This is a genomic window from Delftia tsuruhatensis NBRC 16741 (genome assembly GCF_001571325.1).
Taxonomy (GTDB): domain Bacteria; phylum Pseudomonadota; class Gammaproteobacteria; order Burkholderiales; family Burkholderiaceae_C; genus Comamonas; species Comamonas tsuruhatensis.
Genome location: NZ_BCTO01000007.1, coordinates 119,864 through 139,186, shown reverse-complemented (window position 1 = coordinate 139,186; position 19,323 = coordinate 119,864). Strand labels below are relative to the sequence as shown.

At 68.6% G+C, this 19,323-nt stretch carries 17 protein-coding genes; 10 read left to right on the top strand and 7 right to left on the bottom strand.

The annotated features are described in order from the left end of the window. Positions 1-40 precede the first annotated feature (40 nt). Positions 41-838, top strand: a complete 798-nt coding sequence (locus tag DTS01S_RS01955) for a phosphatase PAP2 family protein (RefSeq protein ID WP_061287263.1) — start codon at positions 41-43, stop codon at positions 836-838. A gap of 126 nt (positions 839-964) precedes the next feature. Beyond that, positions 965-1,834, top strand: a complete 870-nt coding sequence (ubiA, locus tag DTS01S_RS01950) for a 4-hydroxybenzoate octaprenyltransferase (protein WP_046242069.1) — start codon at positions 965-967, stop codon at positions 1,832-1,834. A 73-nt stretch (positions 1,835-1,907) separates the two neighbouring features. On the opposite strand, the gene proC is transcribed toward ubiA, so the two are convergent. The 4 genes from proC to DTS01S_RS01930 all read right to left on the bottom strand — a co-directional run bounded on the left by proC (position 1,908) and on the right by DTS01S_RS01930 (position 6,389). Next, the gene (gene proC / locus DTS01S_RS01945) at positions 1,908-2,747 is read right to left on the bottom strand and encodes a pyrroline-5-carboxylate reductase (RefSeq protein ID WP_046242070.1); all 840 of its coding nucleotides are present in this window, start codon (positions 2,745-2,747) and stop codon (positions 1,908-1,910) included. Positions 2,748-2,779: 32 nt separating this feature from the next. Beyond that, entirely contained in the window at positions 2,780-3,571 is a 792-nt protein-coding gene (locus tag DTS01S_RS01940; RefSeq protein WP_061287261.1) for a VOC family protein, read from the bottom strand. Positions 3,572-3,609: 38 nt separating this feature from the next. Then, a complete protein-coding gene (locus tag DTS01S_RS01935) occupies positions 3,610-4,626 on the bottom strand; it encodes a tripartite tricarboxylate transporter substrate binding protein (protein WP_061287259.1) in 1,017 nt (338 codons plus the stop codon). Between the two features lie 65 nt (positions 4,627-4,691). Further along, the gene (locus DTS01S_RS01930) at positions 4,692-6,389 is read right to left on the bottom strand and encodes a thiamine pyrophosphate-binding protein (protein WP_061287258.1); all 1,698 of its coding nucleotides are present in this window, start codon (positions 6,387-6,389) and stop codon (positions 4,692-4,694) included. A gap of 95 nt (positions 6,390-6,484) precedes the next feature. Here DTS01S_RS01930 and DTS01S_RS01925 point away from each other — a divergent pair, with 95 nt between their 5' ends. Beyond that, a complete protein-coding gene (locus tag DTS01S_RS01925) occupies positions 6,485-7,180 on the top strand; it encodes a GntR family transcriptional regulator (protein ID WP_016449162.1) in 696 nt (231 codons plus the stop codon). A gap of 7 nt (positions 7,181-7,187) precedes the next feature. Here DTS01S_RS01925 and DTS01S_RS01920 read toward each other — a convergent pair whose 3' ends face one another. The 3 genes from DTS01S_RS01920 to DTS01S_RS01910 form a co-directional block, all read right to left on the bottom strand. After that, a complete protein-coding gene (locus DTS01S_RS01920; protein WP_061287256.1) occupies positions 7,188-8,345 on the bottom strand; it encodes an esterase-like activity of phytase family protein in 1,158 nt (385 codons plus the stop codon). A gap of 11 nt (positions 8,346-8,356) precedes the next feature. After that, positions 8,357-9,853: a glycerol kinase GlpK gene (gene glpK, locus DTS01S_RS01915; RefSeq protein ID WP_061287254.1), complete on the bottom strand. Its 1,497-nt coding sequence runs from the start codon at positions 9,851-9,853 to the stop codon at positions 8,357-8,359. 73 nt (positions 9,854-9,926) lie between these two features. After that, entirely contained in the window at positions 9,927-10,691 is a 765-nt protein-coding gene (locus DTS01S_RS01910) for a DeoR/GlpR family DNA-binding transcription regulator (protein WP_016452008.1), read from the bottom strand. Between the two features lie 277 nt (positions 10,692-10,968). On the opposite strand from DTS01S_RS01910, the gene DTS01S_RS01905 reads away from it, so the two are divergent. The 7 genes from DTS01S_RS01905 (at position 10,969) to DTS01S_RS01875 (ending at position 19,150) form a co-directional block, all read left to right on the top strand. Then, on the top strand, positions 10,969-12,048 hold the full coding sequence (locus tag DTS01S_RS01905; protein ID WP_034363480.1) for an ABC transporter ATP-binding protein: 1,080 nt from the start codon (positions 10,969-10,971) through the stop codon (positions 12,046-12,048). A 1-nt stretch (position 12,049) separates the two neighbouring features. Beyond that, a complete protein-coding gene (locus tag DTS01S_RS01900) occupies positions 12,050-13,132 on the top strand; it encodes an ABC transporter ATP-binding protein (RefSeq protein WP_016452006.1) in 1,083 nt (360 codons plus the stop codon). Continuing rightward, on the top strand, positions 13,129-14,022 hold the full coding sequence (locus DTS01S_RS01895; RefSeq protein WP_034363482.1) for a carbohydrate ABC transporter permease: 894 nt from the start codon (positions 13,129-13,131) through the stop codon (positions 14,020-14,022). The genes DTS01S_RS01900 and DTS01S_RS01895 overlap by 4 nt, the downstream gene beginning before the upstream one ends. A gap of 75 nt (positions 14,023-14,097) precedes the next feature. Continuing rightward, positions 14,098-14,913 (top strand): carbohydrate ABC transporter permease, encoded by an 816-nt coding sequence (locus tag DTS01S_RS01890; RefSeq protein ID WP_013804448.1) that lies wholly within the window; start codon positions 14,098-14,100, stop codon positions 14,911-14,913. Positions 14,914-15,073: 160 nt separating this feature from the next. Then, positions 15,074-15,382 (top strand): DUF2160 domain-containing protein, encoded by a 309-nt coding sequence (locus tag DTS01S_RS01885; protein WP_016449169.1) that lies wholly within the window; start codon positions 15,074-15,076, stop codon positions 15,380-15,382. A gap of 100 nt (positions 15,383-15,482) precedes the next feature. Further along, positions 15,483-17,216, top strand: coding sequence for an ABC transporter substrate-binding protein (locus DTS01S_RS01880; protein ID WP_061287252.1), 1,734 nt, complete (start codon positions 15,483-15,485; stop codon positions 17,214-17,216). A gap of 344 nt (positions 17,217-17,560) precedes the next feature. Beyond that, positions 17,561-19,150, top strand: coding sequence for a glycerol-3-phosphate dehydrogenase/oxidase (locus DTS01S_RS01875; RefSeq protein ID WP_061287250.1), 1,590 nt, complete (start codon positions 17,561-17,563; stop codon positions 19,148-19,150). Positions 19,151-19,323 lie beyond the last annotated feature (173 nt).

The window sequence follows — 19,323 nt, the reverse complement described above, 5'->3', positions numbered from 1 at the left end:
GTCCCAAGCACCTGCCACGGCCCGGGAGTGATGACCGCGCATGCTCCGGACCTGGATTGACGCACACGCCGCCACGAGCGGCCTGTGCCTGGTACTGGCCGCCTTGGGCGGCCTTTTTTTCTACCTGCGCCTGCCCGCCGCCGCGCGGCTGCGCCATGCAGGCCTGCCCATGCCACGCGCCGCATGGCAGGGCCTGGTTGCGGTGGGCCTGCTGGCCGCGCTGGCCCTGGGCGTGATGGTGCGCGACATGCTGGGCCTGGGCCAGCCCGCAGGCTGCGCCTCCTGCACCGACTGGCCGGTGCTGGACGATGCCCTGCACCAGTGGCTTGCTGGCCATGCCACCGATGCCTGGGTGCGCCCCGTGGTCGCCTTTACCCAGCTGGGCCATGTGGGCTGGATGGTGTCGCTGTCTGTTGCCGTGCTGGCGCTGCTGCTGTGGCGCCGCGACTGGCTGCATGCGGCCGCCTGGGTGGTGGCCACGGCGGGAGTCGGCCTGTGGATACGCGCCATCAAGACCAGCGTGGGCCGCCCGCGCCCCGTGGGCGGCTGGGTACCCGAGGGCGGCTTCAGCTTCCCCAGCGGCCACAGCGCCGGCACCTTCGTGCTCTATCTGATGCTGGCCTGGCTGCTGCTGCCGTACCTGCGGCCTGCCTGGCGCTGGTGCGTGGGCCTGGCGGCCCTGGCCGTTGCCCTGGGCGTGGGCGCCAGCCGCGTCGTGCTGCGCGTGCACTATGCCAGCGATGTGCTGGCTGGCTGGCTGCTGGGCCTGGCCTGGATGGCGCTGGTGATCTGTGCCGTGGAGTGGGCGCAAACCCGCGTTGCCGGCAGGCGCTGCTGAGGCGCGCCGCCGAGCCCGCCCGCCCAGCGGCGACAATGCGGGCATTTTCGAATGTGATGCGTGCGATGGTCGGCCCACGGCCGCCATCGGCGCCCAGACGCCATGCCTACCTCCTCCTCTACGCCCATGCCTGCGCCCCGGCGCAGCAAACTGTCGCTCTACCTGGACCTGGTCCGCTTCAACCGGCCGGCCGGCTGGCTGGTCCTGGTCTGGCCCACGCTGGCCGCACTGTGGGTGGCGGCGGGCGGCTTTCCGGGCTGGCATCTGCTGGTGGTCTTCGTGCTGGGCACGGTGCTGATGCGCAGCGCCGGCTGCTGCATCAACGACATCGCCGACCGCGACTTCGACCGCCACGTCAAGCGCACCACGCAGCGCCCCATCACCTCGGGACTGGTCTCGGTGAAGGAGGCCGCGCTGCTGGGCGCGGCCCTGGCCCTGGTCTCGCTGGGCCTGGTGCTGACCACGCGCTGGGAGGCCGTGGCCTGGTCCGTGCCCGCCGTGCTGTTCACCATCCTCTACCCGTTCACCAAGCGCTTCTTCGCCATGCCCCAGGCCTTCCTGGGCATTGCCTTCAACTTCGGCATCGTCATCGCCTTCGCCGCCGTGCAGGGGCAGGTGCCCGCCACGGCCTGGATTCTGTGGTTGGCCAACATGTTCCTGGTGCTGGCCTATGACACCGAATACGCCATGGTGGACCGCGACGATGACCTCAAGATCGGCATGAAGACCTCGGCCATCACCCTGGGCCGCTTCGACGTGGCGGCCGTCATGGGTTTCTTCGTGCTCTGCGGCCTGCTCACGGTCTGGGCGTTGGCACCCTTCGGCCTGGCCTGGCCTTTCTGGCTGGGCCTGGCCGTGGCTGCGGCCCAGGTGATCTGGCACTTCACCCTGATCCGCCACCGCACGCGCGAAGGCTGCTTCGTGGCATTCAGCAAGAGCCACTGGATCGGTGCCAGTCTGTTCGCGGGTGTGGCGCTGGGGTTTGCGCTGCGCTGAGGGCTCAGCGCTGAAAAAAGAAGGGAGGCCGGTGCCTCCCTTTTGCATGGTGCCTGGGCGCGCTGCGCCGGACTCAGCGGCCGAATTCGGCGGCCAGCTCCTTGGCCCGTGTTTCCGCCGCCCGCATGGCGGCCACGAAATGCTCGGGCACCTGCTGCGCCTGCAGGTGCGTGATGGCGGCGTGGGTGGTGCCTCCCTTGCTGGTGACGCGCTGGCGCAGCACCTCGGCGCTTTCGCTGGAGCGGGCGGCCAGCTCCGAGGCGCCCTGGAAGGTGGCCACGCCCAGGCGGTAGGACTGCTCGGCCGTGAGGCCCATGTCCACGCCGGCCTGTGTCATGGCTTCGAGGAACAGGAAGACATAGGCCGGGCCCGAGCCCGACAGGGCGGTCACGGCGTCCAGGTGCGCTTCCTGGTCGACCCAGACGAACTGGCCCGTGGTGGCCACCACCTGCTCGATGGCGCTCTTGCCTGCGGCATCGACCTGGGCGCATGCGAACAGGCCCGTCATGCCCTTGCCCACCAGGGCGGGCGTGTTGGGCATGGCGCGCACGATACGGCCCGTGCCCAGCCACTGGGCGATGGCGTCCGTGGGAATGCCGGCGGCCACGCTCAGGTGCAGGGCCTGGGCGGTATGCGGCGCCACGGCCTGGGCGGCTTCCTTGAAGGTCTGGGGCTTGACGGCCCAGACCACGATGCCGGCACCGTCCAGCGCGCTGGCGGCGGCCGCGGCATCGGCATGTGCCGTGATGCCGAAGTTCGTGCGCAGCGCGTCGCGTGCAGCCTCGAAGGGTTCGACGACGACGATGCGGTCTGCGGATTGGCCCTGGCCGATCAGTCCGCCGATGATGGCGCTGGCCATGTTGCCGCCACCGATGAAGGCGATGACAGGAGAGGCTGTGGAAACGGTGTTCATGCTGGTGGCGGTGGAGAAGGAAAACGAAGAGTTTAGAGCGTGTTCCCACCGTGCCAGCGCATGTCCACGCCATGGCTGGCGGCCAGGTCCAGGGGCTGTGCCGGGGCGCCGGGCCGCTGGCGCAGGGTGAGCGCGCAAGGGCCCTCTCCGCGCGTGGCAAGGCGCTGGCGCAGTGCGTCGCAGGCCGCCAGTGCCTGCGCGCCTTGCAGCAGCAGGTCGAACCCCGGCAATGCCAGCCGCGCGCCCTGGTTGTCCAGCTTCTCCAGCGGCAGGCCCGGGCCCAGCAGCGCCCGGTAGCGGTCCAGGCTGGCGTCCAGGTCGTGCACGGCGACGGTCAGCGAGGCCACACCCAGCGCGCCGTTGGGATGCTCGCGCACGCTGCCCTCGGGCACGCGCAGCGCGCGCGGCGTGACGTCGCCGCACAGGAAGGGCAGGTCGGGCGTGGCGTGGCGCGCCGTCTGCCACAGCAGTTGCGCGCCATCGGGGCGCACGCGGCCTCCGTCCACGGGGCCGACCAGGGTGTCCAGCCCCCGCCCGCGCGCCTCGGCCAGGGCCTGGGAGGTGCTTTGGGGCAGCAGGGCGAAGTCCACCAGCCCTTCGCCATGGTCGCGCAGCGTGCGGTACCAGCGCTCTTCAGGGGCCGGAGCGGTCCAGGCAATGATCTCCAGGTAGGCGCCGTCGGCAAAGACGATCAGCGCGTTGTGCGAGGTGCGGCCCGGATGGCGGCCGCCGATGACGACCTGGAAGCCCAGCGCGCGGTAGTCCGCCACGGCGGCCTCGAGGTCCTGCACGGCGATGACGATGTGGTCCAGCGGAAGTGCCATGAATGCTCCTGTGTTGTAAGGGGGGGCCGTCCGGATTCTCAGTCTTCGAGCTGAATCTTGTTGTCCCGCACGAAGCGGCCCCAGCGCTCATATTCCTGGCGCACCCAGCGGTCGAGGGCGGGTCCGTCCGTGGCCATGACTTCGAAGCCCGACTGCATGAGCTTGCTGCGGATGTCGGGCGTGTTCAGCGTGGCCTGGAAGTCTTCGGTGAGCTTGTGCACCGTGGCGGCCGGCGTGGCGGAAGGCGCGAAGACGCCGATCCACGAATAGGCCTCGAAGCCCGCAAAGCCCGATTCGGCCACGGTGGGCACGTCGGGCAGCTCGGGCAGGCGCTTGAGGCCGGTCACCGCCAGCGGCTTGATCTTGCCCGCCGAAATCTGGCCGCGCAGCGCCGCGTAGCTGAGCAGCGTGAGGTCGGACACATTGCCGAGCACGGCCTGCACGGCCGGGCCGCCGCCGCCGTAGGGCACGTGCAGCACGTAGGTGCCCGAGCGGCGCTTGATGTCTTCCATCACCAGGTGGTTCATGGACCCCAGGCCGGTCGATGCGTAGCTGTATTTGCCCGGGTTGCGGCGCGCCAGCTCCAGGAAGCCGGCCAGGTCCTTGGCGGGCACCGAGGCCGAGGCGCCGATCACCAGCGGAAAGCGAAGCGCCAGCGACACGCCCGTGAAGTCCTTGAAGGTGTCGTAGGGCAGCCGGGACTTGGCGATGGGATTGATGGCATGGGTGTCGAAGCTGAACAGCAGGGTGTTGCCGTCCGGGGCCGACTTGGCCACGTACTGGGTGGCGATCTGGCTGGCGGCGCCGGGGCGGTTCTCGACGATCACCGACCGCCCGGCCACCTCGCCCAGGCGCGGCTGCAGTATGCGCGCGGCGATGTCGGTGCTGCCCCCTGGCGGGAAGGTGATGACCAGCTTGAGCGGGGCGGCACTCTGCGCGAACGCCGTGCCCGCCGGCCCCAGCAGGGATGCGGCGGCCATGGCCAGCAGCAGCTGGCGGCGGTAGAGGTGGCGTGAAGGGCTGCGTGTAGGGCTGCGTGAAGGGCGGCAGGGCATGGAAACTCCTTTTCAAGCGCATTGACGGGCAGAGGGGAGAGGGGGTCTGTGCGTGGGGCCTGGCGTCAACCCATCCATTGGCTCACCGGCACGGCCGTGTCCTGGAGCTCTTGCGAGATCACATCCACCAGCGCCGGGCCGTCGTGCATCAGCGCAGCCTTGAGCGCGGCTTCGAGGTCTGCCGGGTCATGCACCTGCCATGCCTTGACGCCGAAGGCCTCGGCCACGCGGGCATGGTGGGTGCGGTTGAAGTCGACGGAGAAGTAGCGTTCATCGTAGCCGGACTTCTGGCTGGCCTTGATCCAGCCGAACACGCTGTTGGAGAACACGATCATCTTCAGCGGCACGTTGCGGCGCACGATGGTTTCCAGCTCGCCGCAGGTGAAGCCGAAACTGCCGTCGCCCATGACCGCGACCACCACGGAATCGGGCTGGCCGATGGCTGCGCCAAAGCCGGCGGACATGGCAAAGCCCAGCGCCCCGTGCGCGCGGTTGGTGATGAAGTGCCGGCCGGCCTGGGGCGCGTCGAAATAGGCCGTGAAGTAGGGGCAGGGCGTGCCGGGGTCGGCCACCACGATGGCGCGCGCGGGCAGCAGGCGGTTGAGCGTGTCCACCACGCGCTCGGGCTTGATGGGGCGCTCCAGCGAGGCCGCCAGCGGCGCGAAGAAGGCCTGCTTGGCGGCGCGCGCGGTGGCCGCCAGCGCGGCGCCGTCCGCGGCATCGGCGGGGCGGCGGGCGATGCGCTGCTGCACGGCCGCGTGCAGCGCCTGCAGGCCCAGCAGGGCGTCGCCCACCAGGGCCACGTCGGTGCGGTAGTTGGTGCCTATGGTCATGGCGTCCACGTCCAGATGGACGATGGTCACCTTGCGCGAGGGCATCTGCCAGTGCTCGGTGGTGGTGGAGCCGGCCCGGGCGCCGATGAACATCACCAGGTCCGCCTGCGCCACCACGGCGCGCGTGGCCTCGACGCCGCCATTGGTGCCCACCACGCCGGCATTGAGCGGATGGCTGCCGGCAAGACTGCCCTGGCCGCTGACGCTGGAGCACACGGGCGCGTTGAGCAGGGTGGCCAGCGCATCCAGCGCGGCGCCGGCGCCCGCGATGAGCACGCCGCCGCCGCAGATCAGCACGGGGGAGCGTGCCGCCACCAGGCGGTCGGCCGCCTCGGCCACGGCCGCCGGATCGGGCGCGGACCTGTAGGCGGGATAGCGGTCATGCCCTGGCTGGGCCCAGACATCGGCCGGATCCAGCGCGTGCTTTTGCACGTCGTAGGGCAGGCAGATATGGGTGGCGCCGGGCCGGCCCGTGGTCATGGCGCGAAAGGCGCTGCGCACGGCATGCGGAATCTGGTCCACGCGGTCGATGGTGGTATTCCACTTGGTCAGCGGCCTGTACAGCGCCTGCTGGTCCAGTTCGGTCAGCGGGAACTTGCCACGCGCGCCCACGGAAACGTCCGAGGTGATGCCCAGCACGGGCACCGAGGACTCGTTGGCCTCGGCCAGGCCGGGCAGCAGGTAGGTGGCGCCGCCGCCGCTGGGGCCTTCGCACACGCCCACCTTGCCGGTGACGCGCGCATAGGCGTCGGCCATGTAGCCGGCGCTGCGCTCGTCCCGCGTGAGGATGTGGTCCATGCCGTGGTCCAGCCGCGCCATGGCGTCGTAGAAGGGCAGGCTGGTGTCGCCGCACAGGCCGAAGATGTGCTTGACGCCGTTGAGCTGAAGCATGCGGACCATGGCGTCGGCGCCATTGAAAGCGGTGGTCATGTCGGGAGTCTCCGGGCAGGTTGGCTGAGGGGTTTTTAAGAATCCATTTCAGTATACTTAAAATCATCCAAAGCGCCAGAGGGCACAATGGCGCCATGAAAATCTCCAACATCCGCCACGAACGGGGCTCCAGCGTCTACAGCACGCTGCGTGACATGGCCATTTCCTACGAGTTCAAACCGGGCGAGCGCCTGAGCGAGAGCGAACTGGCGCTGCGCCTGGGCGTGAGCCGCACGCCCGTGCGCGAGGCACTGACGCGGCTGGTGGCCGACGGTTTTCTGCTGCCCGCCAGCCGCGGCTACATGCGGCGCGAGCTGGACGTGAAGGAGTCACTGGACCTGTACGAGGCCCGCGTGGCCGTGGAGCGCGAATGCGTGCGCTTGGCCGTGGAGCGCGCCACCGATGCCCAGATCGACGAGGCGCGGGCCTATCTGGAGCAGAGCCAGCGCGTGGCCTCCGACACGCCGGTGCGGCAGCTGGTGGACCTGGACGAGGGCTTTCACCTGCGCATTGCCGACATGGCTGGCAATGCCGAGCTGCGGCGCATGCTGGTGAGCCTGAACGAGCGCATCCGCTTCATCCGGTGGATCGACATGGAGAACGTGGGGCGCGCCTCCACCCAGCACGAGCACCTGGAAATCCTGCAGGCCTTGAGCGACCGCGACGCCCAGGCCAGCGAGCGCCTGATGGCCGAGCACATCGGCCTGCGGCGCGAGCAGATCGTGGAGGCGATTGCGCGCGGTCTGACGCGCATCTACCTGCCGCAGGAGCAGGTGCAGGCCACGCCCTGAAGCGCCTTCAGGGGGCGCAGGGCGTCGAGGGCCGGTAGGCGGTGACCAGGATCTGGTTGGCCTGCGCCGGGTTGAAGTTGTCGTCGCTGACGAACACCAGCACGCGCGTGCCATCGGGCAGCGGCGGGCCCCAGGACATGGCCTCCATGTTGTCCAGCCGCCCGCGCTGAACCGTGGACAGGTCCGCAATCAGCTGCTTGGCTGCCACCTGCGGCGGGTTGCGCATGAAGCTGTCCATGGCCAGCGTATCGGGCGCTTGCAGGCCGATGCGGTACAGCCGCGCGCCAAAGCCGTGGCCCGGGCTGTAGGAGCGCTCCAGTACCAGCAGATGGTCGGGACCGTCCGGCAGGATTTCGCTGATGCCGTTGACCTCGCGCTGGGGCAGGGCCCAGCTGGCGGCCGGCACGGCATCGGGCTGGTAGGCGATCTGGCGCAGCAGCCGGCCGTCGTCCAGGCTGACCAGGCTGATGCGCACGGGCGCGCCTGCCGTGGCGGCGCTGGCGCGCGGTCCGTCCTGGCGCAGCGGCGTCTCCAGGGCCAGCCAGGCCTGCTGTCCGTCCGGCGTGACGGCCAGCCCCTCGAAGCCGAAGTTCGAGCGCAGGCCCGGCCTGCCGTCCTTGTCCTTGAATGCGTAGAACCACCGCGCGATCTGGCGGCCCGTGGCGTCGGTCCTCACCAGCGAGGTGCCAAAGCCCCGGCCCGGGTCGCCTTCGTCGGTCCACAGCAGGCCGCCGTCCGGCAGCAGGCGGATGGCTTCGGGGTCGGGCACGGGCTGGGTGGCGGGCGCGGCATGGCGCGGGCGCAGCCAGCGGCCCTCGGCATCCCGCAGCGGGTGCACTTCGGTGACCTGCGCCTGCCAGGGGTTGGGGCCGGCGCGCTGGCCGGCGTCCAGCGGCTCCATGCGCAGGCGCATCCAGCGCGCGGGGCCGCGGGCCGAGCGGTCATCGCTGATGGCCACGTAGTCGCCGCGCTGCGCGTCGTAGTCCAGGCCCGAGATGCCGCCTGTGATGGCGCCGTCGATGGGCTCGTCCCGCGCAAGGGTGGTGCTGCCCAGCCATTGCAGGCGTGCGCAGGCGGTGGGCTGCGGGACCGGCAGCGCCTGCGGTGGCGCGGCACAGCCTGCCAACCACAGGCCGCAAGCAACCAGGCTGGCAAGCCGGCGCAAGACAGTCAGCCTCAGGCCGCCAGCGCGGTCTGGGCCACCGCATGCTCCCAGCGCGCCATCAGCTCGTCGGCGCGGTGCTTGTCCAGCGTGGGCACGAAGCGGCGCTCGGCCTTCCACAGCGCCGACAGTTCCTCGGTGCTCTGGTAGATGCCCGAGGACAGGCCCGCCAGGTAGGCCGCGCCCAGGGCCGTGGTCTCCACGCAGGCCGGGCGCACTACGGGAATGCCCAGCAGGTCGGCCTGGAACTGCATGAGCAGGTTGTTAACGCAGGCGCCGCCGTCCACGCGCAGTTCGCTCACCGGCGCGCCGCCGCTGGCCACCGCGTCGCGGCTCATGGCCAGCAGCAGGGCGGCGCTCTGGAAGGCGATGGATTCCAGCGCGGCCCGCGCGATGTGGGCGATGGTGGTGCCGCGCGTCAGGCCCGTGATGGTGCCGCGTGCATCGGGCTTCCAGTAGGGGGCGCCCAGTCCGGTGAAGGCCGGCACCATCATCACGCCGCCCGAGTCGGGCACGCTCTCGGCCAGTTGCTGCACCTGGCCGCTGTGCTCGATGGCGCGCAGCCCGTCGCGCAGCCACTGGACCACGGCGCCGCCCACGAAGACGCTGCCTTCCAGCGCATAGGCCGGCGCAGCGCTGGGCTGTGCCGCAGCGGTGGTCAGCAGGCCGTTGGCAGAGGTCTGGAACACGCCGCCTGTGTGCATGAGCATGAAGCAGCCCGTGCCATAGGTGTTCTTGGCCATGCCGGCGGAAAAGCAGGCCTGGCCGAAGAGGGCGCTTTGCTGGTCGCCGGCCACGCCGCCGATGGCGATCTCGCCGCCCAGCACCTCGGCTGCCGTGCGGCCGAAATCGGCGGCGGAAGGCAGCACCTCGGGCATCAGCGCGCGCGGAATCTCCAGCAGCGCCAGCAGATCGTCGTCCCACTGGTTGGTGTGGACGTTGAACAGCATGGTGCGGCTGGCGTTGGAGACATCGGTCACATGGCGGCGCCCGCCCGTGAGCTGCCAGATCAGCCAGCTGTCCACGGTGCCGAAGGCCAGCTCGCCGCGCTCGGCGGCGGCGCGTGCGCCATTGACGTTGTCCAGGATCCAGCGCAGCTTGGTGCCCGAGAAATAGGCGTCGATCAGCAGGCCGGTCTTGCGCTGGATGGTGTCGGCATGGCCGGCCTCGCGCAGCTGGGCGCACAGCGGCTCGGCGCGGCGGTCCTGCCAGACGATGGCGTGGTGCAGGGGTTGGCCCGTGGCGCGGTTCCAGACCACGGTGGTCTCGCGCTGGTTGGTGATGCCCAGGGCGCGGATGTCGGCCGCCGCCAGCCCGGCCTTGGCCAGGGCCTCGCGCGCCGTGGCCAGCTGGGTGCGCCAGATCTCGCGCGGATCGTGCTCCACCCAGCCGGGGCGGGGATAGATCTGCGGCAGCTCCAGCTGGGCAGAGGCCACGATGCGGCCCTGGGTGTCGAAGACGATGCTGCGCGAGCTGGAGGTGCCCTGGTCCAGGGCAAGCAGATAGGTCATGGTGCGGTATCCAGGAAAAGCAGGGCCGGTGCGCGTGTCCTGTGCGGGCGGTGGCGCAGCGGCTGCGGAAAACTTATTGCGCCACCACGCATTGCACCTCGGCTTCGCGAAGCAGTGCGTCGAAGGGCGCAGGGGGCGCGGTATCGGTGAACAGGCGGTCGATCTGGTCCAGGCGTGCCAGCTCCACCATGGCCTGGCGGTGGAACTTGCTGTGGTCGGCGGCCAGCCAGACCTCGCGCGACTGGGCAATGATGGTCTGGGCCACCTTGACCTCGCGCATGTCGAAGTCGCGCAGGCTGCCATCGGGCTCGATGGCCGAGATGCCGATCAGGGCGATGTCCACCTTGAACTGGCGTATGAAATCCACGGCGGCCTCGCCCACGATGCCCCGGTCGCGCGTGCGCACCACGCCGCCGGCCACGATGACTTCGCAGTCCGCGTTGGAGCTGAGGATGGCCGCCACGTTGAGGTTGTTGGTGATCACGCGCAGGCCCCGGTGCTTGAGCAGGGCCTGGGCCACGGCCTCGGTGGTGGTGCCGATGTTCAGGATCAGCGAGCAGCCGTTGGGAATGGCCTCGGCCACGGCGCGCGCAATGCGCGACTTGCCTTCGGCATGCAGCACCTGGCGCTGGGGGTGGCCCAGGTTCTCGACCGTGGCGCTGGGCACGCGCACGCCGCCGTGAAAGCGCACCATCAGCCCGGCATCTGCCAGCTTCTGAATGTCGCGGCGCACGGTCTGAAGCGTCACGCCCAGGATCTCGGCCAGCTGCTCCACCGTGGTGGACTGGCGGCTGCGGACTTCGTCCAGCAGCTGTAGTTGGCGGGGGTTGGTGTTCACGGCAAATCCATCGGAGGGGCGATCGGGGGGGCGGGTGGATGGTCGGGCAGTCAATCGGGCCGGGCGACGGGTTTATAGCGCATTTGACGCGGCCAGCCGTGGGCTGGGGAACTTTAAAACGAAGAAAAAGGAACAGCACCTAGGGTATGTGTTGATGGGCTGCGATCCGGAAAGAACAAAAATGAAGACGTTCGGGCCTTCAAACGCGCTTTGGAGGCCCGCCTTTCTCCTTGTTCAAATGCTGCCCCGGTGGCGGCCTCGTCAAAAGAGGGCAGTCGTGGAACTGGTGTTGGAGAGAATCAGCAAGCGTGTGGGCGGCCAGACCTGGCTGCACCCCATGCACCTGGAACTGGAAAGCCGCGCGGTGACCGTGCTGCTGGGCGCCACGCAGGCCGGCAAGACCAGCCTGATGCGCATCATGGCCGGCCTGGACGTGCCCACCGAAGGCCGGGTGCGCGTCGATGGCGTCGATGTGACCGGCATGCCCGTGCGCGAGCGCAACGTGGCCATGGTCTACCAGCAGTTCATCAACTATCCCTCGCTCACGGTGGCGGACAACATCGCCTCGCCGCTGAAGCTGCGCGGCGATCGCGACGTGGCGCAGCGCGTGCGCGCCCTGGCCGAGCGGCTGCACATAGAGATGTTCCTGGACCGCTATCCGGCCGAGCTGTCGGGTGGCCAGCAGCAGCGCGTGGCCCTGGCGAGGGCGCTGGCCAAGGGCGCTCCGCTGATGCTGCTGGACGAGCCGCTGGTCAACCTCGACTACAAGCTGCGCGAGGAACTGCGCGAGGAGCTGACCCAGCTGTTCGCCACCGGCAGCTCCACCGTGGTCTACGCCACCACCGAGCCCGGCGAGGCCCTGCTGCTGGGCGGCCACACGGCCGTGCTGCACGAGGGGGAGCTGCTGCAGTACGGCCCCACGGCGGAGGTGTTCCACCGACCCAATTCGCTGCGTGTGGCGCGGGCCTTCAGCGATCCGCCCATGAACCTGGTGCCCGCGCAGGCCGTGGACACCGGGTTGGAGCTGCCCGGCGGCGCGCGGCTGCCCATGGCGCTGCCGGTGGGCCTGGCCGCTGCCGGCCCCCTGACCCTGGGCCTGCGCGCCAGTGCGCTGCGCCTGCAGGCCCGGCCCGGGGATGTTGCGCTGCAAGGCGTGGTGGAACTGGCCGAGATCTCGGGGTCGGACACTTTCGTGCACGCCACCACGCCCTGGGGCGAGCTGGTGGCCCAGGTCACGGGCGTGCACCACCTGGATCTGGGCAGCGCGGTTACGCTGCACCTGGACCCGGCCCATGCCTACGTGTTCGGCACGGACGGCGCGCTGCTGCTGGCGCCGGCGCGGCCCGGAGGACGATGAGATGGCCCGCATAGAACTCGATCTGGCCCACTCCTACAAGCCGAACCCGCAGCAGGACAGCGACTATGCGCTGCTGCCGCTGAGCATGGTCTTCGAGGACGGCGGCGCCTACGCGCTGCTGGGTCCCTCGGGCTGCGGCAAGACCACCATGCTCAACATCATGTCGGGCCTGCTGGTCCCCTCGCAGGGCAAGGTGCTGTTCGACGGCCGCGACATGACGCGCGCCACGCCCCAGGAGCGCAACATCGCCCAGGTGTTCCAGTTCCCGGTGATCTACGACACCATGACCGTGGCCGAGAACCTGGCCTTTCCGCTGAAGAACCGCCGCATGCCTGCCGACCGCATCCGCGCCCGCGTGGGCCAGATCGCCGAGATGCTGGAGATGAGCGGCCAGCTCGACCAGCGCGCGGCGGGCCTGTCGGCCGACGCCAAGCAGAAGATCTCGCTGGGCCGGGGCCTGGTGCGGCCCGATGTCTCGGCCGTGCTGTTCGACGAGCCGCTCACGGTGATCGACCCCCAGCTCAAGTGGCAGCTGCGCCGCAAGCTCAAGCAGATCCACCATGAACTGCGGCTCACGCTGATCTATGTGACGCACGACCAAGTGGAGGCCCTGACCTTTGCCGATCAGGTCGTGGTCATGACGCGTGGCCGTGCCGTGCAGGTGGGCACGCCGGCCCAGCTCTTCGAACGGCCCAGCCACGCCTTCGTCGGCCACTTCATCGGCTCGCCGGGCATGAACTTCGTGCCGCTGCAGCAGGACGGCGGCCGGCTGCTGGCCGAGGGCCAGTACCTGTCTCTGCCCGCCGCACTGGCCAGCGTGGCGCCCGGCCTGCCCCTGAGCCTGGGCATACGCCCCGAGTACCTGACACTGGCCTCGGCCGACGCGCCCGGCGCCGTGGCCTGCACGGTGGAGCGCGTGCAGGACGTGGGCACGCACCAGCTGCTGGTGGCGCGCCTGGGCGAGCGGCTTCTCAAGCTGCGCTGCGGCGCCGACGCCTTCCTGCCCGCCGCAGGGCAGACCGTCTGGGTGCAATTGCAGGGCCCCCACACCTGCTACTACGTCAACGAGGAGCTGCAGGCATGAGCCAGACCATCAAGCCCGTCAACCAGAAGGCCTGGCTGCTGATCCTGCCGGTCATCATCTGCGTGGCCTTCTCGGCCATCATCCCGCTGATGACGGTGGTGAACTACTCGGTGCAGGACATCATCAGTCCGGACCGGCGCGTGTTCGTGGGCACGGAATGGTTTGCCCAGGTCATGCGCGACGAGGAACTGCACTCGGCCCTGCTGCGCCAGATCGGCTTTTCGCTGGCCGTGCTGCTGGTGGAGATCCCGCTGGGCATCGCCCTGGCCCTGTCCATGCCGGCCCAGGGCTGGAAGGCCTCGGCGGTGCTGGTCGTGGTCTCGCTGTCGCTGCTGATTCCGTGGAACGTGGTCGGCACCATCTGGCAGATCTACGGCCGCGCCGACATCGGCCTGCTGGGCGCGGCGCTCAACGCGCTGGGCGTGGACTACAACTACACGGGCAATGCCACCCATGCCTGGCTCACCGTGCTGGTCATGGATGTCTGGCACTGGACGCCGCTGGTGGCCCTGCTGTGCTACGCGGGCCTGCGCTCCATTCCCGACGCCTACTACCAGGCCGCGCGCATCGACGGCGCCAGCAAGTTCGCGGTGTTCCGCTACATCCAGCTGCCCAAGATGCGCGGCGTGCTGATGATCGCCGTGCTGCTGCGCTTCATGGACAGCTTCATGATCTATACCGAGCCCTTCGTGCTCACGGGCGGCGGGCCCGGCAATGCGACCACCTTCCTGTCGCAGTACCTGACGCAAAAGGCCGTGGGCCAGTTCGACCTCGGGCCGGCGGCGGCCTTCTCGCTGATCTATTTCCTCATCATCCTGCTGCTGTGCTTCATCCTCTACAACTGGATGCAGCGCGTGGGCACGGCAGACAAGGAAGGGGCAAGAGAATGACCCCCACGCTCCCTTCGTTCACTGCCCCCCGAGGGGGCTCGGCCTGCCTTGGGGTGGCCCTGCGGGAGGCCGGACATGACTGAAGACCGCCGTTTCCACAAGCGCACGCTGTTCCTCGTCGCCTACCTGCTGTTCGCCGTGCTGCCCATCTACTGGATGGTCAACATGAGCTTCAAGACCAACGAGGAGATCCTGTCGAGCTTCTCGCTGTGGCCCCAGCATTTCACCTGGGCCAACTACCAAACCATCTTCACCGACGCCTCCTGGTACTCGGGCTACATCAACAGCCTGATCTACGTGGCCATCAACACCGTGATCTCGCTGACGGTGGCGCTGCCGGCGGCCTATGCGTTCTCGCGCTACCAGTTCCTGGGCGACAAGCATGTGTTCTTCTGGCTGCTGACCAACCGCATGACGCCGCCGGCCGTCTTCCTGCTGCCCTTCTTCCAGCTCTACACCACGGTGGGCCTGATGGACACGCACATCGCCGTGGCCCTGGCCCACCTGCTGTTCAACGTGCCGCTGGCCGTCTGGATCCTGGAGGGTTTCATGAGCGGCATTCCGCGCGAGATCGACGAGACGGCCTATATCGACGGCTACTCCTTCCCGCGCTTTTTCCTCACCATCTTCCTGCCGCTGATCAAGGCCGGCGTGGGCGTGGCGGCCTTCTTCTGCTTCATGTTCAGCTGGGTGGAACTGCTGCTGGCGCGCACGCTGACCAGCGTGAACGCCAAGCCCATCGTGGCGACCATGACGCGCACCGTCTCGGCCTCGGGCATGGACTGGGCGACGCTGGCGGCGGCCGGCGTGCTGACCATCGTGCCGGGCGCCATCGTGATCTGGTTCGTGCGGCATTACATCGCCAAGGGTTTCGCAATGGGGAGGGTGTGAGGCACCCCCTGAGGCGCTTGCGCGCCTTCCCCCTCTCTGCCCGCTTCGCGGGGGAGGGGGACGACAGCCTCGCGGCGGGGCGGCCCTTGCTTGCTGTCCCTCGCTTGGGGCCGCGCCAGTTTCGACGGGCAGTGGTTTTTGTTTCTGAAAGGACTCGTCAATGTTTTCCTGGATGGCCTGGACGCTGCCGGTGGCGGTGTTCTTCAGTTGCATCGTGCTGATGCTGGTGGGCATGACGCTGTGGGAGTTGCGCAGCCCGACCGTGATGCGCAAGGGCTGGCTGCCGATGGCGACGACGCGCGGGGACCGGCTGTTCATCGGGCTGCTGCTGGCGGCCTATGTCAATCTGGCCTGGGTGGGGCTGGGCGAGAAGATGGCGCAGTGGTTCTCGCTGGAGGCCGAGCCTTCGGTGTGGATCAGTTTCGTGCTGTCCATGCTCGTGCTGGCCGTCGTGATGCGCAAAGGCTGATCACTTCATTCCATTTATCGACAGCCGGGTCCGAAGCTCCCCCGGGGCCCGCTGGTGCATGTGCATGTCGGGGAGACAGCAAGAATCTAGGAGACGGCAGATGAAACAACGACTTCACACCATCGCCCTCGCGGCGGCCCTGCTGGCGGCGGGGCAGGCGGCCTGGGCCGGAGAGGCGGAAGCCAAGAAGTGGATCGACGCGGAGTTCCAGCCCAGCACGCTGTCCAAGGACCAGCAGATGGCCGAGATGAAGTGGTTCATCGAGGCGGCCAAGAAGCTGCAGGCCAAGGGCGTCAAGGAGATCGCCGTGGTCTCCGAGACCATCACCACGCACGAGTACGAGAGCAAGACGCTGGCCAAGGCCTTCACCGAGATCACGGGCATCACCGTCAAGCACGACCTGATCCAGGAAGGCGACGTGGTCGAGAAGCTGCAGACCTCGATGCAGTCGGGCAAGTCCATCTATGACGGCTGGATCTCCGACTCCGACCTGATCGGCACGCACTACCGCTACGGCCGCATCATGAGCCTGACCGACTACATGGCCGGCGCCGGCAAGGACTTCACCAATCCGGGCCTGGACATCAAGGACTTCATCGGCACCAGCTTCACCACCGCGCCCGACGGCAAGCTCTACCAGCTGCCCGACCAGCAGTTCGCCAACCTCTACTGGTTCCGCGCCGACCTCTTCGAGCGCAAGGACCTCAAGGACAAGTTCAAGGCCAAGTACGGCTACGAGCTGGGCGTGCCGCTGAACTGGAGCGCCTACGAGGACATCGCCGAGTTCTTCACCAACGACGTCAAGCAGATCGACAGCAAGCCCATCTACGGCCACATGGACTACGGCAAGAAGGACCCGTCGCTGGGCTGGCGCTTCACCGATGCCTGGCTGTCCATGGCCGGCGCGGCCGACAAGGGCATTCCCAACGGCATGCCCGTGGACGAGTGGGGCATCCGCGTGGCCGACGACAAGTGCACGCCCGTGGGCGCCTCGGTCTCGCGCGGGGGCGCCACCAACTCGCCGGCCGCCGTGTTCGCGCTCACCAAGTACGTGGACTGGATGAAGAAGTACGCGCCCAAGGAAGCCATGGGCATGACCTTCGGCGAGTCCGGCCCCGTGCCGGCCCAGGGCCATATCGCGCAGCAGATCTTCTGGTACACCGCCTTCACGGCCGACATGACCAAGCCCGGCCTGCCCGTGGTCAATGCCGACGGCACGCCCAAATGGCGCATGGCGCCCGGCCCCAACGGGCCGTACTGGAAGGACGGCATGCAAAACGGCTACCAGGACGTGGGCAGCTGGACCTTCTTCAAGGACCATGACGCCAACCGCACGGCCGCCGCCTGGCTCTACGCGCAGTTCGTCACCGCCAAGACCACCAGCCTCAAGAAGACCATCGTCGGCCTGACGCCCATCCGCGAAAGCGACATCCGCTCCAAGGCCATGACCGACATGGCGCCCAAGCTCGGCGGCCTGGTCGAGTTCTACCGCAGCCCCGCCCGCGTGGCCTGGACGCCCACCGGCAACAACGTGCCCGACTATCCCAAGCTGGCCCAGCTGTGGTGGAAGAACGTGGCCCAGGCCGTCACCGGCGAGAAGACGCCCCAGGGCGCCATGGACAACCTGGCCGAGGAAATGGACCAGGTCATGGCCCGCCTGCAGCGCGCAGGCATGGCGCACTGCGCGCCCAAGCTCAACCCCAAGGGCGACCCGGCCAAGTGGCTCAGCGACAAGCAGGCGCCGTGGAAGAAGCTGGCCAATGAAAAGCCCAAGGGCGAGACGATTGCGTATGACACGCTGCTCAATGCCTGGAAAAACGGCAAGGTGCGTTAGCACCCCCTGAGGCGCTTGCGCGCCTTCCCCCTCTCTACTTGCTTCGCAAGGGAGGGGGACGACGCCCTCGCCGCGAGGCGGCTCTTGCTCGGCGTCCCTGAGTTGGGCCGTGTCGGCTTTGGACAACATGCCCTGTGCTGGTCTCCCGGCCTATCTCCAAATTCGTTGACTGCAAAAAACACGAAACGAAAGATAGCGAAGAAAAAAATACAAAAACGAGCGAAAATAGCGGAAAACCCGATTCCGTCCCCTTCGCATTGGGCGCAGGCGTGGCGTCCCGGGTGCTGACATGGCGGCTACATGGCGCCCTGTTAACTTGCCCCACATTCCTTCGTCGAAGATCCATGTCCCTCGCTGCTTCCCCTCTGCCCACCGGCCGCGCCGCCCTGCTGGAACGCCTGGCCCAGCCTGAAACCTACGATCTGGCCATCATCGGCGGCGGTGCCACCGGCCTGGGCGTGGCCCTGGACGCGGCGGCGCGCGGGTTCAAGGTCGTGCTGGTGGAGTCGCATGACTTCGCCAAGGGCACGTCCTCGCGTGCCACCAAGCTGGTCCATGGTGGCGTGCGCTACCTGGCGCAGGGCAACATCGCCCTGGTGCGGGAAGCGCTGCATGAGCGCACCACGCTGCTGCACAACGCGCCCCACCTGGCGCAGCCGCTGGCCTTCGTCATGCCGTCCTACAAGCTGCTGGACACGCCGTTCTACGGCATCGGCCTCAAGATGTATGACGCGCTGGCCGGCAAGGCAGGCCTGGGCGCCACGGAATTCCTCTCGCGCTCCAGCACCGTGAAGTGCCTGCCCACCGTGCGGCAGCAGGGCCTCAAGGGCGGCGTCAAATACTGGGACGGCCAGTTCGACGATGCCCGCCTGGCGCTGGCGCTGGCCCGCACGGCCGCTGCCAAGGGCGCGCTGCTGGTCAACTACTGCCCCGCGCTTGAACTGCTGCATGAAGGCGGCAAGGTCGCCGGCCTGGTCTGCGAAGACACGGAATCGGGCCGGCGCTTCACGCTGCGCGCCAAGTGCGTGGTCAACGCCACCGGCCCCTGGGTGGACCTGTTCCGCCAGCAGGACGCCGAGGCCCAGGGCCGTCCCGTCAAGCCCATGGTCGCGCCCAGCCAGGGCGTGCACGTGGTCGTGGACCGCGACTTCCTGCCCAGCGACCATGCCCTGCTCGTGCCCAAGACGGCCGACGGCCGCGTGCTCTTTGCCGTGCCCTGGCTGGGCAAGGTCATCCTGGGCACCACCGACACGCCGCGCAACGACCTGGCGCGCGAACCCCTGCCTTTCCCCGAAGAACTGGACTTCATCCTCACCGAGGCAGGCCGCTACCTCACGCGCCAGCCCACGCTGGCCGACGTGCGCAGCATGTGGGTGGGCCTGCGCCCGCTGGTCAAGCCCCAGGACGACGATGGCGAAAACACCAAGAAGATCAGCCGCGAGCACACCGTCATGTCCAGCCGCACCGGCCTGGTGACCGTCACGGGCGGCAAGTGGACCACCTACCGCGCCATGGCCGAAGACGTGCTCTCCGAATGCTTTGCCATCGGCCGCCTGCCGCACCGCCCCGGTGGTGTCACGGCCCGCCTGCCGCTGGCCGGCGCCCCGGCCGAGTCCGCCGTGCACCACCGCATGAACCAGATCCAGGGCCTGCATTCCTACGGCACGGAAGCCTCGGCGGTGCAGGCGTTGCCGGGCAACGACGAATGGCTGGCCGACGGCCTGAACGAAGCCATGGTGCGCTTTGCCGCGCGCTTCGAATACGCGCGCACCGTGGAAGACGTGCTGGCGCGCCGCAGCCGCCTGCTGTTCCTCGACGCGCGCAAGGCCGCCGAAGTGGCCCCGCGCGTGGCGGCCATCCTCCAGGAGGAGCTGGGACACGACGCCGGCCTGGCGGACTTCATGCCGCTGGCGGCGCAGTACCTGCCTGCCTGATCCTGTCCATCTCCATGCACAACGCCCTGCAGCGCAGGGCGTTGTGCTTTCTGCGTAAGACGCTTGCGCCACGAATGATTGTCAAAATTGATGAATATATGTACTCGATTGGTTTTATGAATGAGAATGCGGTTCATGGCGCCCAGCTTCAGTGCCAGTGAACAGCAGCCAGC

What these genes read in the sequence shown, in the direction of transcription:
- DTS01S_RS01875 (WP_061287250.1), top strand. Translation starts at nt 17,561, where the DNA reads ATGTCCCTCGCTGCTTCCCCTCTGCCCACCGGCCGCGCCGCCCTGCTG.
- glpK (WP_061287254.1), bottom strand. Translation starts at nt 9,853, where the DNA reads ATGACCTATCTGCTTGCCCTGGACCAGGGCACCTCCAGCTCGCGCAGC.
- DTS01S_RS01890 (WP_013804448.1), top strand. Translation starts at nt 14,098, where the DNA reads ATGACTGAAGACCGCCGTTTCCACAAGCGCACGCTGTTCCTCGTCGCC.
- proC (WP_046242070.1), bottom strand. Translation starts at nt 2,747, where the DNA reads ATGAACACCGTTTCCACAGCCTCTCCTGTCATCGCCTTCATCGGTGGC.
- DTS01S_RS01880 (WP_061287252.1), top strand. Translation starts at nt 15,483, where the DNA reads ATGAAACAACGACTTCACACCATCGCCCTCGCGGCGGCCCTGCTGGCG.
- DTS01S_RS01885 (WP_016449169.1), top strand. Translation starts at nt 15,074, where the DNA reads ATGTTTTCCTGGATGGCCTGGACGCTGCCGGTGGCGGTGTTCTTCAGT.
- DTS01S_RS01955 (WP_061287263.1), top strand. Translation starts at nt 41, where the DNA reads ATGCTCCGGACCTGGATTGACGCACACGCCGCCACGAGCGGCCTGTGC.
- ubiA (WP_046242069.1), top strand. Translation starts at nt 965, where the DNA reads ATGCCTGCGCCCCGGCGCAGCAAACTGTCGCTCTACCTGGACCTGGTC.
- DTS01S_RS01930 (WP_061287258.1), bottom strand. Translation starts at nt 6,389, where the DNA reads ATGACCACCGCTTTCAATGGCGCCGACGCCATGGTCCGCATGCTTCAG.
- DTS01S_RS01900 (WP_016452006.1), top strand. Translation starts at nt 12,050, where the DNA reads ATGGCCCGCATAGAACTCGATCTGGCCCACTCCTACAAGCCGAACCCG.
- DTS01S_RS01895 (WP_034363482.1), top strand. Translation starts at nt 13,129, where the DNA reads ATGAGCCAGACCATCAAGCCCGTCAACCAGAAGGCCTGGCTGCTGATC.
- DTS01S_RS01935 (WP_061287259.1), bottom strand. Translation starts at nt 4,626, where the DNA reads ATGCCCTGCCGCCCTTCACGCAGCCCTACACGCAGCCCTTCACGCCAC.
- DTS01S_RS01925 (WP_016449162.1), top strand. Translation starts at nt 6,485, where the DNA reads ATGAAAATCTCCAACATCCGCCACGAACGGGGCTCCAGCGTCTACAGC.
- DTS01S_RS01940 (WP_061287261.1), bottom strand. Translation starts at nt 3,571, where the DNA reads ATGGCACTTCCGCTGGACCACATCGTCATCGCCGTGCAGGACCTCGAG.